Annotated in this window: 17 protein-coding genes; 7 read left to right on the forward strand and 10 right to left on the reverse strand. The window is 61.3% G+C overall.

All coding sequences use genetic code 11. The features are described from left to right. Positions 1–71: 71 nt before the first annotated feature. Positions 72–827, forward strand: a complete 756-nt coding sequence (locus tag CAF90_RS11985; protein WP_085606514.1) for an SDR family NAD(P)-dependent oxidoreductase — start codon at positions 72–74, stop codon at positions 825–827. A gap of 60 nt (positions 828–887) precedes the next feature. Here the strand turns inward: CAF90_RS11985 and CAF90_RS11990 are convergent, their stop codons facing one another. After that, complete coding sequence (locus CAF90_RS11990; RefSeq protein ID WP_085606516.1) at positions 888–1,325, reverse strand: multidrug/biocide efflux PACE transporter; 438 nt, start codon at positions 1,323–1,325, stop codon at positions 888–890. A gap of 88 nt (positions 1,326–1,413) precedes the next feature. On the opposite strand from CAF90_RS11990, the gene CAF90_RS11995 reads away from it, so the two are divergent. Continuing rightward, positions 1,414–2,268 carry a LysR family transcriptional regulator gene (locus CAF90_RS11995; RefSeq protein WP_085606517.1) on the forward strand — a complete coding sequence of 285 codons (855 nt, stop codon included), beginning with the start codon at positions 1,414–1,416 and terminating at the stop codon, positions 2,266–2,268. A 1-nt stretch (position 2,269) separates the two neighbouring features. Here CAF90_RS11995 and CAF90_RS12000 read toward each other — a convergent pair whose 3' ends face one another. After that, on the reverse strand, positions 2,270–3,106 hold the full coding sequence (locus CAF90_RS12000) for a LysR family transcriptional regulator (protein WP_085606519.1): 837 nt from the start codon (positions 3,104–3,106) through the stop codon (positions 2,270–2,272). Between the two features lie 111 nt (positions 3,107–3,217). Between CAF90_RS12000 and CAF90_RS12005 the strand changes: the two genes are divergently transcribed. Continuing rightward, positions 3,218–3,943 carry an SDR family oxidoreductase gene (locus CAF90_RS12005; protein WP_085606521.1) on the forward strand — a complete coding sequence of 242 codons (726 nt, stop codon included), beginning with the start codon at positions 3,218–3,220 and terminating at the stop codon, positions 3,941–3,943. A gap of 122 nt (positions 3,944–4,065) precedes the next feature. On the opposite strand, the gene CAF90_RS12010 is transcribed toward CAF90_RS12005, so the two are convergent. From CAF90_RS12010 to CAF90_RS12020, 3 genes are read right to left on the reverse strand one after another with little or no spacing between them, the layout of a single operon-like run. After that, the gene (locus CAF90_RS12010; RefSeq protein ID WP_085606523.1) at positions 4,066–5,295 is read right to left on the reverse strand and encodes an RNA polymerase sigma factor; all 1,230 of its coding nucleotides are present in this window, start codon (positions 5,293–5,295) and stop codon (positions 4,066–4,068) included. Then, positions 5,288–5,632 (reverse strand): YciI family protein, encoded by a 345-nt coding sequence (locus CAF90_RS12015; protein ID WP_007951101.1) that lies wholly within the window; start codon positions 5,630–5,632, stop codon positions 5,288–5,290. Before CAF90_RS12015 ends, CAF90_RS12010 begins: the two co-directional genes overlap by 8 nt. 40 nt (positions 5,633–5,672) lie before the next feature. Beyond that, positions 5,673–6,098 (reverse strand): nuclear transport factor 2 family protein, encoded by a 426-nt coding sequence (locus CAF90_RS12020; protein ID WP_085606525.1) that lies wholly within the window; start codon positions 6,096–6,098, stop codon positions 5,673–5,675. 142 nt (positions 6,099–6,240) lie between these two features. On the opposite strand from CAF90_RS12020, the gene CAF90_RS12025 reads away from it, so the two are divergent. Together CAF90_RS12025 and CAF90_RS12030 are read left to right on the forward strand one after the other, a co-directional pair. Then, positions 6,241–6,726: an N-acetyltransferase gene (locus tag CAF90_RS12025; RefSeq protein WP_085606527.1), complete on the forward strand. Its 486-nt coding sequence runs from the start codon at positions 6,241–6,243 to the stop codon at positions 6,724–6,726. A 17-nt stretch (positions 6,727–6,743) separates the two neighbouring features. Next, positions 6,744–7,349 (forward strand): pyridoxamine 5'-phosphate oxidase family protein, encoded by a 606-nt coding sequence (locus CAF90_RS12030; protein WP_085606529.1) that lies wholly within the window; start codon positions 6,744–6,746, stop codon positions 7,347–7,349. A gap of 153 nt (positions 7,350–7,502) precedes the next feature. On the opposite strand, the gene CAF90_RS12035 is transcribed toward CAF90_RS12030, so the two are convergent. The 3 genes from CAF90_RS12035 to CAF90_RS12045 all read right to left on the reverse strand — a co-directional run bounded on the left by CAF90_RS12035 (position 7,503) and on the right by CAF90_RS12045 (position 9,534). Continuing rightward, positions 7,503–7,991, reverse strand: a complete 489-nt coding sequence (locus CAF90_RS12035; RefSeq protein ID WP_085606531.1) for a GNAT family N-acetyltransferase — start codon at positions 7,989–7,991, stop codon at positions 7,503–7,505. Between the two features lie 317 nt (positions 7,992–8,308). Then, positions 8,309–8,803, reverse strand: coding sequence for a GyrI-like domain-containing protein (locus CAF90_RS12040; RefSeq protein WP_085606533.1), 495 nt, complete (start codon positions 8,801–8,803; stop codon positions 8,309–8,311). 68 nt (positions 8,804–8,871) lie between these two features. Then, on the reverse strand, positions 8,872–9,534 hold the full coding sequence (locus tag CAF90_RS12045) for a LysE family translocator (protein ID WP_039766147.1): 663 nt from the start codon (positions 9,532–9,534) through the stop codon (positions 8,872–8,874). A 139-nt stretch (positions 9,535–9,673) separates the two neighbouring features. Between CAF90_RS12045 and alaC the strand changes: the two genes are divergently transcribed. Continuing rightward, positions 9,674–10,885, forward strand: a complete 1,212-nt coding sequence (alaC, locus tag CAF90_RS12050; protein WP_085606535.1) for an alanine transaminase — start codon at positions 9,674–9,676, stop codon at positions 10,883–10,885. A gap of 163 nt (positions 10,886–11,048) precedes the next feature. On the opposite strand, the gene CAF90_RS12055 is transcribed toward alaC, so the two are convergent. Together CAF90_RS12055 and CAF90_RS12060 are read right to left on the reverse strand one after the other, a co-directional pair. Further along, on the reverse strand, positions 11,049–12,401 hold the full coding sequence (locus CAF90_RS12055; protein WP_007951120.1) for a GntP family permease: 1,353 nt from the start codon (positions 12,399–12,401) through the stop codon (positions 11,049–11,051). Positions 12,402–12,483: 82 nt separating this feature from the next. After that, entirely contained in the window at positions 12,484–13,017 is a 534-nt protein-coding gene (locus CAF90_RS12060) for a gluconokinase (RefSeq protein ID WP_007951121.1), read from the reverse strand. 216 nt (positions 13,018–13,233) lie between these two features. Here CAF90_RS12060 and CAF90_RS12065 point away from each other — a divergent pair, with 216 nt between their 5' ends. Next, positions 13,234–14,265 (forward strand): LacI family DNA-binding transcriptional regulator, encoded by a 1,032-nt coding sequence (locus CAF90_RS12065; RefSeq protein ID WP_007951123.1) that lies wholly within the window; start codon positions 13,234–13,236, stop codon positions 14,263–14,265. Positions 14,266–14,302 lie beyond the last annotated feature (37 nt).

Raw genomic sequence — 14,302 nt, forward strand, 5'->3', positions numbered from 1 at the left:
GTCTGTTTATCACCTCATAGCGGATAAATAAACTGAGCTCCATCAACCGTCACTGCCTTCGAGGAAGACCCATGAACCGCAAAATCGCATTGATCACCGGTGCCAGCCGTGGCCTCGGCAAGAACGCCGCCCTGCACCTCGCCGCGCAAGGCGTGGACATCATCGGCACCTACAACAGCCGCGCCGATGAAGCCCAGGCGCTGGTGCAGGAACTGGAAACCCTCGGCGCCAAAGCCGTGATGCTGCAACTGGATGTCGGGCGCAGCGAAGGTTTTGCCGATTTCGCCGTGCGGGTCGGGCAAGCGCTGCAACAGCTGGAGCGTCCGCGCTTCGATTTCCTGATCAACAACGCCGGCATTGGCGTGCATGCGTCCTTCGCCGACACCACGCCTGAGCAGTTCGATCTGCTGATGAACGTGCAGTTGAAAGGGCCGTTCTTTCTGACTCAGCAATTGCTGCCGCTGATCAACGATGGCGGGCGGATCATCAACATCTCCAGCGGTCTGGCCCGCTTCACCCTGCCGGGTTATGCCGCTTACGCGGCGATGAAAGGCGCGATGGAAGTGCTGACCCGTTATCAGGCCAAGGAGCTGGGTGCGCGGCAGATTGCCGTGAATATCCTGGCACCGGGCGCCATCGAAACCGACTTCGGCGGCGGCGCGGTGCGCGACAATTCGGCGCTGAATGCAATGGTCGCCAGCAACACCGCGCTGGGCCGGGCCGGGCAGCCGGATGACATTGGCGGTGCGCTGGCGCTGCTCCTGTCGCCGGGGGCGCAGTGGATCAACGGTCAGCGGATTGAAGCGTCGGGCGGGATGTTTCTCTAAACCCTGCAAGAGTCCCGGACAAAAAAAATCGCCGCCCTCACAGGCGGCGATTTTTTGTTTTCAGCTCTGGCAGACGCTGCGCATCACCAGCCGCTCGCGCACCACGTCATAACCCCAGTGGTAGACGTAAGTGTACGGCAGGAAGAACAGCAGCACGCCGATGTCGAGCAGGAACGCCTGCCACAGGCTGACCGACAGCCACCAGGCAATCAGCGGCACGCCCATCACGATCAACCCGCCCTCGAACAGCAGCGCGTGCGCCACCCGCACCCAGGCGTTGTGGGCGATGTTCCAGCGTTTGAGCAGGCGGTCGAAGAAGCCGTTGAACACCACGTTCCAGCCCAGGGCCAGCATCGCGATGGCGATAGTGACGGCGCCCATTTCGACCAGCGGTTTACCCATGATCCACGCCAGTAACGGGGTACAGATCAGGATCGCCAGCAGTTCGAAACCGATGGCCTGGAAGATACGTTCAGTGATGGATTTGTTGGCAGTCATGGCCGAAGTCCTCTGTGAAGATGGTTGCCATGATCCAGCACCGAACCGATACTTCATAATCAATAACCATCGATCAAGGCGATAGTTCATGGCTTCTCAGGAAGTGTTGCTCGCGTTTGTCCAGGCAGCGACTCAAGGCTCTTTTTCAGCGGCGGCGCGCAAACTCGGGCGCAGTCAGTCGACGGTGAGTGCGGCGGTGGCCAGTCTTGAGATTGATCTGGATTTGATCCTGTTCGACCGCAGCAGCCGCAAACCGACGCTGACTCCGGCGGGGCACGTGATGCTGCAACGGGCCGAGGCGATTCTGTCCGCCACCAGCCGTCTGGAAATGACCGCCCGGCAGTTGGCTCAGGGCGTCGAGCCGAAACTCACGGTGGCGATTTCCGACACTTATCAGTCCGACCGTTTCGAAGCGGCACTGGTGGGCTTCGAGCAGCGTTATCCGGATCTGGAGCTGGAATGCCTGATCGCCGAATGCGATGACCTGGTCGAACTGGTGCAGCGCGGTCGGGCGCATCTGGCGTTCGCCGAGATGCAGGACAACTACCCGCCGGACCTGGCGACCGCGACCGTCGCCGAGCGCACTGAAATCGCCTTGTTTGTCGGTCGCAACCATCCGTTGGCGACTCAGGAATCCATCGATCAAACAATCCTTGAACAACATCGCGAGCTGCGCCTGGCCACCATCGTCAATCCCTATGACAGTCGCGGCAAAGGTCGGGTGTGGTCGGCGCCGAGTTATCTGATGTTGCTGGAGATGGCCGAGAAAGGTTTCGGCTGGGCGCCGCTGCCGCGCTGGCTGGTGGAGCGTTTCGGCAATGACTTGCTGGTGGAACTGAAGGTGCGCGGCTGGCCGAAACCGGTGTTCGTCGATGCGCTGTGGTCGCGGCTGTACCCGCCGGGGCCGGCGGGGAGCTGGTTGCTGAGCAAGATGCTGGAATAGCTCATGCCGCCTCGATGGCTGCCGGGCGATTCACCTGAAAATATTCGTGCAACCCGCGCATCGTCGGCAGTTCCAGCGCCTGCGCCGCGTAACACAATCCCACCCGCCGGGTCGGCGCCGGCAGGTGCAGCGCGCGCACGACGATGCGCTCATGCCCGCTCACCAACGACTGCGGCAACATCGCCACACCGACACCCGCCGCCACCATATGCAACGCCTGTTGCAGTGAACCGGCATGCCCCGCCACCGCTTCCGGTGAGCGCCCGTACAGCGCCATCAACCGCTGATGCGAAGGATGTTGCGGGCAGGTGATCCAGTCCTCGATCGGCGCCCAGCCGGCCTGCGCGTTGGCCATCGGGTGATCGAGGGGCAGCGCCATCACATAGGACTCTTCCCACAGCGGCAGGAACAGTTCGTCCTCGCAGCACATTTCCTCGACCGCCAATCGCCCATCGCCGTGACAGCCTTCCTCGAGGGTCAGCAGCAGATTGGGCAACGCCTGATGGGCCATGCGCACAAAGGCTTCGATGTGGCTGGCGGCGATATCGCCCTCGATGCCGAGGGTCAGTGGCGCGCGATTTTCGCGGCCGCGAAACATCCGACTCAGCGCCTCGGACTCGGCCACCATCCGCCGTGCCTGCGGGTACAGAAGACGCGCTTCGTCGCTGACTTCCACACCACGGGGCTGACGCACGAACAACGTCGCGCCGAGCTCTTCTTCCAACTGTTTGATGGTCACCGACAACGTGGGCTGACTGATGAACAGCCGTTGCGCGGCAGCGGTGATATTGCGTTCCTCGAACACGGCGAGGAAAGCTTTGAGATGGCGGATATCCATAGGAGATTCCGATAACAGACAGAGGAATAAGGCATTTTTCAGCCTCCAGCGGGCTAAATATACTGCGTCACGAATCTGGTTATTTGTTTTTCTTATCTCAGGAGTTCAACCATGAGCAAGCCATTGATCATCATCACCGGCACCAGCTCGGGCATCGGCGAAGCGACCGCCCGCCGCTTGAGCGCTGCTGGCCACCCGCTGCTGTTGCTGGCCCGGCGCATCGAACGCCTTGAAGCACTGGCCCTGCCGAACACTCTCAGCCGCCGCGTCGACATCACCGACCGCGCCGCGTTGCTGGCCGCTGTGGCCGAGGCGGAAGCGCAGTTCGGCCCGGCCGATGCGCTGATCAACAACGCCGGGGTGATGCTGCTGGGCGAGATGAGCAAACAGGACCCGGCGCAGTGGGACCAGATGCTCGATGTCAACGTGAAGGGTCTGCTCAACGGCGTGCACGCGGTGGTCGCCGGGATGATCGAGCGCAAGCACGGCACGATCATCAACGTCAGCTCGGTGGCCGGGCGCAAGACCTTCCCGAACCATGTGGCGTATGTCGGCACCAAGTTTGCGGTGCATGGGTTGTCGGAGAATCTGCGTGAAGAGTTGTCGCCGCATAACGTGCGGGTGACCACGATTGCGCCGGGGGCGGTGGAGACCGAGTTGCTGAGCCACACCACGGATGAGGCGATCAAGACCGGGTATCAGGCCTGGAAACAGGATATGGGTGGGACGGTGTTGAGTGCCGAGGATGTGGCGACGGCGATTGCTTATGCGTATGGGCAGCCGCAGGGGGTTTGTATTCGGGAGATTGTGATGGCTGCTACGCGCCAGCAGGCCTGATCCATTGTTACAGACCTTAACGGCCTCTTCGCGGGCAAGCCCGCTCCCACATTTGATCGCATTCCAATTGTGGGAGCGGGCTTGCCCGCGAAGAGGCCAATATTGCCAACGATCCTTTCGGATCAGTCCAATGCCCTAAGCCGCCCTTCAATAAACCGTCGCTCCGGCTCCTGCCGCGTCAACTCCAGCGCCCGCGAATAAGCCGCCCTAGCATCCTCCACCCGCCCCAACTGCCGACAAAATTCCGCCCGCGCCGAATGCGCCAAGTGGTAATCCTGCAAATCCCCGCGCCCCAGAATCCCTTCAACCAGGGTCAACCCCGCCAACGCCCCATCACGTTTGGCCACCGCCACCGCCCGGTTCAACTCGATCACCGGCGACGGCACCGCCCGCAGCAACACGTCATACAGCCCGACGATCTGCGCCCAGTCCGTCTCCCCTGCCGTGGGCGCCTCGGCGTGCACCGCCGCAATCGCCGCTTGCAGGCAGTAAGGCCCGAAGCGTCCCGTGGTCAGCGCTTTTTCCACCAGATCGCAGCCTTCGGCAATCAGCTCGGCATTCCACAATCCGCGATCCTGATCATCCAGCAGAATCAATTCCCCATCAGACGTCGACCGCGCCGAGCGCCGCGATTCATGCAACAACATCAACGCCAGCAAGCCCATGACTTCCGGATCCGGCAACAACTCCAGCAACAATCGCCCGAGACGAATCGCCTCGCGGGTCAAGTCTTCGCGGGTCACCTGAGCGCCGCCAGATGCTGAATAGCCTTCGTTGAACACCAGATAGATCACCCGCAACACGCTGTCGAGGCGCTCGGGCAATTCGCTCAGGCTCGGGACTTGATAAGGGATTTTCGCGTCGCGGATCTTCGCCTTGGCGCGCACGATGCGCTGGGCAATCGCCGCCGGGGCCGAGAGGAATGCCCGGGCGATTTCCTCGGTGGTGAGATCGCAGACTTCACGCAACGTCAGCGGCACTTGCGCGTCCGCCGCCAGTGCCGGGTGGCAGCAGGTGAAGATCAGGCGCAGGCGATCGTCTTCCACGTCTTCGGCGTCCCATTCGGACTGTTCCAGTTCTTCCAGTTGCGCCAGCAATAACGGCTGCGAGGCCTTGAACCGCGCGCGGCGACGCAACACGTCGATCGCCTTGAAGCGCCCGGTGGACACCAGCCAGGTCCGCGGATTGTCCGGCACGCCGTCGCGCTGCCAGCGCTCGACCGCGACGAAGAACGCCTCGTGCAAGGCTTCTTCGGCGAGGTCGAAATCGCCGAGCAGGCGAATCAGGGTCGCGAGGATCCGCCGCGAGTCTTCGCGATAGACCTGCTCGACCCGCGTCCTGACCTCAGACATTCAACTGGCGCACGGGACGCACTTCGACGCTGCCGACCCGGGCCGCCGGAATGTTGCCGGCGACCTGGATCGCTTCGTTGAGGTCCCGCGCGTCGATCAGGTAGAAACCGGCCAGCTGTTCCTTGGTCTCGGCGAACGGGCCGTCGGTGATCGACAGCTTGCCGTTGCGCATGCGCACCGTGGTGGCGGTCTGCACCGACTCCAGCGCTTCGGCGGCGACCATCCGGCCGCTGCCCTGGATCGACTCGGCGTAGGCCCAGCACTCGGCATCTTCCGGGCTGTCGGGCGACGAATGCAGCAGGCGCTCATCGCTGTAGACCAGGCATAAATACTTCATGGCGTTCTCCTGAATCGGACGGATCAACTATGGCTGAAGATCAGGGTTTCACATCGAACAGGGTCGCGCCGCTCATCGGGTCGAACGGTGCCGACCAGTGTTCGTGGGCGATCTTCCACGCCCCGCCGACCTGCCGGTAGCAGGCGGTGACGCGCATCCAGCAACTCTGGGTTTCGCCCTTTTCATTGGTACCGCCGCAGTTGGCGACCCAGTGGGCGAAAGCGATGTTGTCGGCGGTCTCGATGGCGATTTCGTGGAATTCGAAGATGTGCGGGCCAGGGCACATTTCCATGCAATCCACCCAGTGCGCGCGGTAGGCCGGTTTGCCCTTGAATTGCAGGGCCTTGATCGCATCGAAGGAAACGATGTCGTCGGCATACAGGGCCATGACTTTTTCCACGTCCTTGGTCATCACCGCCTCGCGGTAGGTGTCGATCAGGCTTTGAATCTGCGCTTGCGTACTCATGGGGTTTCTCCCTGGTTTTTGTTGTAAAGACACCCTTAGTCGTTCGGCGATTTACCGGATCGACAGTTGAAACAAAAAAATTCCGGAGAAGACAAAATCGCTAGAATCCGAAGCTCATCTTTGTAGGAAAAAGGAAATTCCCGTGTCAGCCCGACTTGTGCCTTACGAAAGCCTGAACGCCACCCAACGCCAACAGGTCGAGGCCATTGAAATCCACGCCGAGCAGATCAAGTTCTCCGGCGACATCCACGGCGCCCTGCACACGCTGCTGTCGAAACCCGGCCCCGGCGTGAAAGGTTTTGCGCTGCTGGCCGAAGACGTGCCGGTGGCCTTCCTGCTGCTCAAGCGCCCGCCGGTGTTGCCGGAATGGGCCGATGAACACAGCGCCACCCTGCATGCGTTGCAGGTCGATCACCGCGCCCAGGGCAAGGGTTACGGCAGGGCCTGCCTGCTGGCGTTGCCGGACGTTGCGCGCCAGGCCTGGCCGGAAATCAAAGGGCTGGAACTGTCGGTGGACGCCGACAACGACGCCGCGATTGCGCTGTACGCCAAGTACGGCTTCGTCGACAGCGGCGAAGCATACAAGGGCCGCATCGGCTACGAGCGGCGCATGGGGCTGTTCTTCTAATCGTCGAGGGAGCAACGATGATCGATTCAATCGAGGCGCTGGAAGCCATTTACGGATTTCCCCACGAACGGGCGGTGCGCAAGCAGATCGGCTTTCTCAACGAGGACTATCAGGCGATGGTCCGGGTCTCGCCGCTGGTGATTGTCAGCTCGGTGGGTGCCGACGGCATCGACGGTTCACCGCGCGGCGACGCGCCGGGGTTTGTGCGGATCATTGACGAACGCACCCTGGCCCTGCCGGATCGGCCGGGCAACAACCGCATCGATACCTTGCGCAACGTGCTGCACGATCCGCGGGTGTCGCTGCTGTTCATCATTCCGGGGATTGGCGAGACGTTGCGGGTCAACGGCACGGCAACCATCAGCGCTGATCCCGACTTGCTGGAAAGCTTTGCGGTCAACGGCAAACCGGCGCGCACGGTGCTGCTGGTGACGGTGGAGGCGGCGTTCTTTCATTGCTCGAAAGCGTTTGTGCGTTCGGATGCGTGGAACCCTGAAACCCACTTGCCGCGCTCGGCGCTGCCGACGGCGGGCGCGTTTCACAAGCGTCTGAACGAAGGTCAGTTCGATGCCGAGGCCTATGATCGCGAGGCCCCTGCGCGAGTGCGTGACACCCTTTACTGACACCGCCCACCGATCGTTCCCACGCTCTGCGTGGGAATGCAGACTTTGACGCTCTGCGTCACGACGGTGCCAGGCGTTGCATCAGTGGTGCGGCAGGAACGCAGAGCGTCCCGGGCTGCATTCCCACGCGGAGCGTGGGAACGATCAACGCGGTTACAGCGTCAGGATCATCTCGTGCCACGCCATGCCGCCGTGGTCGGACTCCGAGGGTTTGATGTAGGCGAAGCCAAACCCGGCATACAGCGGAATATGTTTTTCCTTGCACATCAAATGAATCGTCGCCTTGTCCATCCCGCGCATGCGTTCGATGAATTCGGCCATCAAGCGTTTCGCCAGGCCCTGCCCCTGATAATCCGGGTGCACCACTACCGACATGATCACCACGTTCGGCCCGGCAGGGTCGTGGCCGATCAGTTCCTTGAACGCCTCGTCGGACATCTGCACGTCAAACGCCGCACCGGAGTTGATGAACCCGGCCACCTGCCCGTCCACCTCGGCGACGATGAAACCGTCCGGCCAGGTGGCAATGCGCGTGGCGATCTTTTCGCGGGTCGCGGCCTCGTCGCCCTCATAGGCGAGGGTTTCGATGGCGTAGCAGCGATCCAGGTCGGCGGCGGTAACGTGGCGGATGAAGGTGTTCATGGCAGCTCGAAATCAGTGGAAACAAGGCCGCCAAGGATAAAGGAATAAGGTGTTCATATCGATCCGCACGGGCGGCGTAAAGCCTGCGTATAAGCGCTTTTCTTCGGATTCGGGACGGTCTATTTCTGACGCCTGTCTCTGATCACCCGAGGGGGGAACCGTTTATGAGCAGCGTTGAGATCGGTTTGTTGATGGTGTTGGGCATCAGCTTCTTCGGCTTCATTACCCTGGGCATCGACCTGTTGCGGGCACGACGAATCAAGGGCAAGTAAAGTTCGACCGGCAGCGCGAAGCAGGTTCGCGCTGCCGGTTGCCAATCAGGTTTTCTTTTCGACCGGGACGCAGATTTCCAGCTTGCCGGTATTGAGCTTCGGGTTGAAATCCGCGCTGTAGCGTTCCAGCTCCGGGGCGTTGAGCCCTTTGTAGTCGGACGCCGGCAGCCAGGTGTTGTAGATGTAATCGATGGTCTGCGGCAATTGATCCAGCGAACCCTTGTGTTCGAACACCGCGTACTGGCGCGGCAGGACTTCGATCCACGGATACTTTTCCTGCGGGAAGTCATCCAGCTTGCGGATTTCGACCCCGGCCATGTAATCGAAACCGCCGTTGCCGTCGAAATTGCTGCAAACGCCGTAGGTCACTTCGCCCTTCTGCCCCGGAATATTTCCGATGTGCGGGATCAGTTTTTCCCACAGCGCAGGGATGTCCTGAACGGTCTCTTTAGTGAAGCGATCGCGAAAACCTGCAATCAGCAGGAAGTGTCCATGTTCGAAGCGAGGTTCAGCCACTTCGACGCGTTTTTGCTCATCCATGACTCGACTCCTTGAACGAAAAAAGTGGGTTCGGCTGGGAGTATAGAAGCCAAACCCGATTCGCACATTTACAGCGTATGCAGGGCCTCGGCGGCGCCCGAACCGACGAACTCGTTATAACCGGATACGATCACGTATACCGCGAAATAGCAGAAGATCGCTGCAGATGCCATGTAGGAATAGCGCAGCAGTTTGTCGCCCAGCAACTTGCCGCCATGGCTCGCGGCGAAGCACAGCCCCGCCGACCACAACAGCCCGGCGCACAGGAAGCCACCGAGGAACAGCGCCGAGCTCAAAGGACCGCCGCCACCGGAACGGGCGATCAACGTGCCGCCCACTGCCGCGAACCAGAGAATGGCGCTCGGCGACGACATGGCGAGAAAAATCCCACGGAAGAATTCCTTGCGATGGGAGTTCTGACCGACCTCGGCGGTCGCCGCCAATTGCGCCTCGTGGTGAATCGCCGAATAGATCATCTTCGCCGCGAAGTAGATCAACAGCGCCGAACCACCAATCCACAGCACCCAGCGCACGGTTTCGTATTGCAGCAGAACGGTCATCCCGGCCAGCGCCAGCACCGCGTAAATCAGGTCGCCAACGCAGGTGCCGAGGCCCAGCGCGAAGCCCTGAAAATAGCCGCGCTGCATGGCCAGGGTGATCATCGCGATGTTGGCCACGCCGATGTCCAGGCACAGCGAAAGGCTCAGCAAGAAGCCGCTGGTGAATTCCATTAACCGTTTTCCTTGGGAAAAAATTGTTGTCGTGCACGCTGGACAGTCTGCCATCGCTGCCCTTATCTTCCGCCACAGGTCACCGCAGTGACCAGCGTCGCTCGGACGGTTCCGGGCGCTTACGTTATCCGAGGCAACAATGGCTGAACAAGGTTCGCCGCGCCGCTTTGCGCGCATAGATCGACTCCCCCCTTACGTTTTCAACATCACTGCCGAGCTGAAGATGGCCGCCCGACGTCGTGGCGAAGACATCATCGACTTGAGCATGGGCAACCCCGACGGCGCCACGCCGCCGCACATCGTTGAAAAACTGGTGCAGGTTGCACAACGCGAAGACACCCACGGTTACTCCACGTCCAAAGGCATTCCGCGCCTGCGCCGGGCGATTTCCAACTGGTACAAGGAACGCTACGAGGTCGAGATCGACCCGGAAAGCGAAGCCATCGTCACCATCGGTTCCAAGGAAGGCCTGGCGCACCTGATGCTGGCGACCCTGGATCAGGGCGACACCGTGCTGGTGCCGAACCCGAGCTACCCGATTCACATCTACGGTGCCGTGATTGCCGGCGCCCAGGTGCGGTCGGTGCCGCTGGTGCCGGGCGTGGACTTCTTCGCCGAGCTGGAACGGGCGATTCGCGGCTCGATCCCGAAACCGAAGATGATGATCCTCGGCTTCCCGTCCAACCCGACCGCGCAGTGCGTGGAGCTGGATTTCTTCGAGCGGGTGATCGCCCTCGCCAAACAGTACGACGTACTGGTGGTGCACGATCTGGCCTACGCCGACATCGTCTACGACGGCTGGAAAGCCCCGTCGATCATGCAGGTGCCGGGCGCCAAGGACATTGCGGTGGAGTTTTTCACCCTGTCCAAGAGCTATAACATGGCGGGCTGGCGGATCGGTTTCATGGTCGGCAATCCGGAACTGGTCAGCGCTTTGGCGCGGATCAAGAGCTACCACGACTACGGCACGTTCACCCCGCTGCAGGTGGCCGCGATTGCTGCGCTGGAAGGTGATCAGCAATGCGTGCGCGACATCGCCGAGCAATATCGCCAACGCCGCAACGTGCTGGTCAAAGGGCTGCATGAACTGGGCTGGATGGTCGAAAATCCGAAAGCCTCGATGTACGTCTGGGCGAAGATTCCCGAAGCCTATGCGCATCTGGGTTCGCTGGAATTCGCCAAGAAACTGCTGGCGGAGGCCAAGGTCTGCGTCTCGCCGGGTGTCGGCTTTGGTGAATACGGCGACGATCATGTGCGCTTCGCGCTGATCGAGAACCAGGACCGGATTCGTCAGGCAGTACGCGGGATTCGCGGGATGTTCCGGGCGGATGGCCTCGTGACCAAATCCTGAGGTGATGATCGTTCCCACGCTCTGCGTGGGAATGCCTCAATGGACGCTCCGCGTCCGCTTTGGGACGCAGAGCGTCCCGGGCTGCATTCTCACGCGGAGCGTGGGAACGATCTAGGCACAAAAAAACCGCATCGCTGCGGTTTTTTTGTGTCTTGCGTTCGGGTTAAACGAACAGCGACAACAACAGAATAAAGCCCAGACCCACCACCGACAGGATGGTTTCCATCGCTGTCCAGGTCTTGAAGGTCTCGGCCACGGTCATGTTGAAGTACTGCTTCACCAGCCAGAAACCGGCGTCGTTGACGTGGGACAGGATCAGGGAACCGGCACCGGTGGCCAGCACCAGCAGCTCACGATTCACGCCCGGGATCATCCCGACCACCGGCACCACAATGCCCGCGCCCGTGATGGTCGCCACGGTGGCCGAACCGGTCGCGATACGGATCACCGCCGCCACCAGCCACGCCAGCAGGATCGGCGAGATTTGCGCGCTGACCGCCATGTGGCCGATCACGTCGCCCACGCCGCTGGTTACCAGCATCTGCTTGAAGCCACCGCCGGCACCGATGATCAGGATGATTGCGGCAGTCGGCGCCAGGCTCGCGTCGAGCCATTTGAGCATCTGCTGAGAACCGATGCCCTGCTTGTAGCCGAAGGTGTACAGCGACAGCAGCAATGCCAGCAGCAGCGCCGAGATCGGGTGACCGATCATGTCCATCCATGTGCGGAAGAAATGACCGTCCGGCAGCGCCACGTCAGCGAAGGTTTTCAGTAGCATCAGGAACACCGGCAGCAGCACGGTGACCAGAGTGATGCCGAAGCTTGGCAGCTCCTGCGAGTCCGACTCACGGGCCAGTTGATCCACCAGCTCCTGATTCGGCGTACCGGGAATGTGCTTGGCGATGAACGTACCGAAGATCGGGCCGGCGATGATGGCGGTCGGCAGCGCGACGATCAGACCGTAGAGGATGGTCTTGCCGATGTCGGCACCGAACACGCCGATGGCCAGCAGTGGGCCCGGGTGCGGCGGCACCAGGCCGTGCACGGCGGACAGGCCGGCGAGCAGCGGGATACCGATCTTGATGATCGACACACCGGTGCGGCGAGCGACGATGAACACCAGCGGAATCAGCAGCACGAAGCCGATTTCGAAGAACAGCGGAATGCCCACCAGGAACGCGGCGAACATCATCGCCCACTGAACCTTGTCCTTGCCGAAGGCGCGGATCAGGGTCTGGGCGATCTGATCGGCACCGCCGGATTCGGCCATCATCTTGCCGAGCATCGTACCCAGCGCGAGGATGATGCCGACGAAACCGAGCACGCCACCGAAACCGTCCTGGAACGCCTTGATGATGGTGCCGATCGGCATGCCGGACGTCAGGCCGAGGAACGCGGCGGCGATGGTCAGGGCAATGAAGGGATGAATCTTGAATTTGGTGATCAGGACGATGAGTCCGATCACCGTGACCACTGCATCGAGCAGCAGATAGGCGTCATGGGACATGCCAAACATTGGGGGTGTCTCCTGGTTTGTTGTTGTTATTAAAGCGGGTTAATCAGAAGTCGAAAGGACAGCGCTATCTTCGCAATCACACTCATACCGCCTGTTTCAGGCCATGGGCCTGCCACCAGACGTGAGCTTGCGATGCGAGTTCTTCCACGCTGTGGATCGAAGCATTCAGGGCCAGGGTCAACGGCTCGCCCTTGGGCGATTCGAGGGTGGCGAACTGGCTTTCGATCAAGGTCGCCGGCATGAAATGGCCCGGACGGTGGGACACGCGTTCGGCGGCAACTTCCGGCGTTAGTTCGAGAAACACGAAGCCCAGGCCCGGCAAGGCGCTGCGCAGACGTTCACGATAAATGTGCTTGAGGGCCGAGCAGGTCAGCACCGGGCGTTCGCCCAGGGCATCGACGCGACGAAGTTCGTCGCACAGGCTGTCGAGCCAGCCGGCACGGTCTTCGTCGTTCAGGGGGATCCCCGCGCTCATCTTTTCGATGTTCGCGGCCGGATGGAAAGTATCGCCTTCAATGGCAGTGGCGCCGCTCAATTGGCACAGGGCCTCGCTGACGCACGTCTTGCCGCAACCGGCAACGCCCATGATGACCAGGGCGGTGATGGGATGATTCATGTAACACCTCAGCGCGCAGACAGCGCTACCTTTGCTAGCTATGACTCTAGTGCACAGGCAGAAGTTGCCGACGCCTTCTTGTCGTTTTTTTGGGTTGCAGCAGGTTTGTTCCCGACGCCAAAAAGCGAGGATCAGGCAGGACCTCGCTCACGCATTTGCAGCTGCATAAGGACAGCGCTACCTTAGTGCCTTGATTTTTGTTTGGCAAGCCGCCCGATGACCACCCCTAAAAACGATAAAAACACCCGCACCACCGGCCGTCCCACCCTTAATGAAGTCGCCCGTCTGGCCGGCGTCAGCCCGATTACCGCCTCCCGCGCCCTGCGTGGGGTCAGCACGGTTGCCACTGAATTGGTGGAAAAAGTCCAGAAAGCCGCGCTGGAACTCAACTATGTGGTCAACCCCGCCGCCCGCGCCCTGGCCTCGGCCCAGAGCCATTCAGTGGTGGTTCTGGTGCCTTCGCTGTCCAACCTTTTGTTCATCGACACCCTGGAAGCCATTCATCGGGTGCTCACGCCCAAAGGCTTCGAAGTGCTGATCGGCAACTTCCACTATTCCCGCGATGAAGAAGAAAACCTGCTGCGCAACTACATGGCCTATCAGCCACGCGGTTTGCTGCTGACCGGTTTCGACCGTACTGAAAGTTCGCGGCGGATGATCGAGGCCAGCAACATTCCCTGCGTGTACATGATGGAGCTGGACAGCGCCGCCGGGGTGAACTGCGTCGGCTTCTCGCAGCTCAGCGCCGGCGAAACGGCTGCCGAGCACTTGCTGTCCCGTGGCCGCAAGCGTCTGGCGTACATCGGCGCGCAGCTCGATCAGCGCACCCTGCTGCGCGGTGAAGGCTTTCGCAAAGCGTTGCAGAAGGCCGGCCGTTACGACCCGGATCTGGAAGTGTTGACCCCGCGTTCATCGTCCGTGGGCCTGGGCGGCGAGTTGTTCCTGCAATTGCTGGCGGCGCATCCGGATGTCGATGCGATCTTCTTCGGCAATGACGACCTGGCCCAGGGCGCCCTGCTCGAAGCGCTGCGCAACGGGATCAAGATCCCCGAGCAAGTGGCGATCCTCGGCTTCAACGACCTGCCGATGTCGGAACACATGGTGCCGCGCCTGAGCAGCATCAACACGCCCCGCGAAGCGATCGGCAAACGTGCGGCGGAGCAGATGCTGACGCTGATGGCCGGCAACAGCGTGGCGCGTCCGGTCGAGGACATGGGCTTCGAACTGAAGATTCGCGAGAGCACCTGACCCCTGAGCCCCCTGTTTGATCGTTCCCACGCTCTGC

The sequence above is a fragment of the Pseudomonas sp. B37(2017) genome (assembly GCF_002112885.1).
Lineage (GTDB): Bacteria > Pseudomonadota > Gammaproteobacteria > Pseudomonadales > Pseudomonadaceae > Aquipseudomonas > Aquipseudomonas paraglycinae.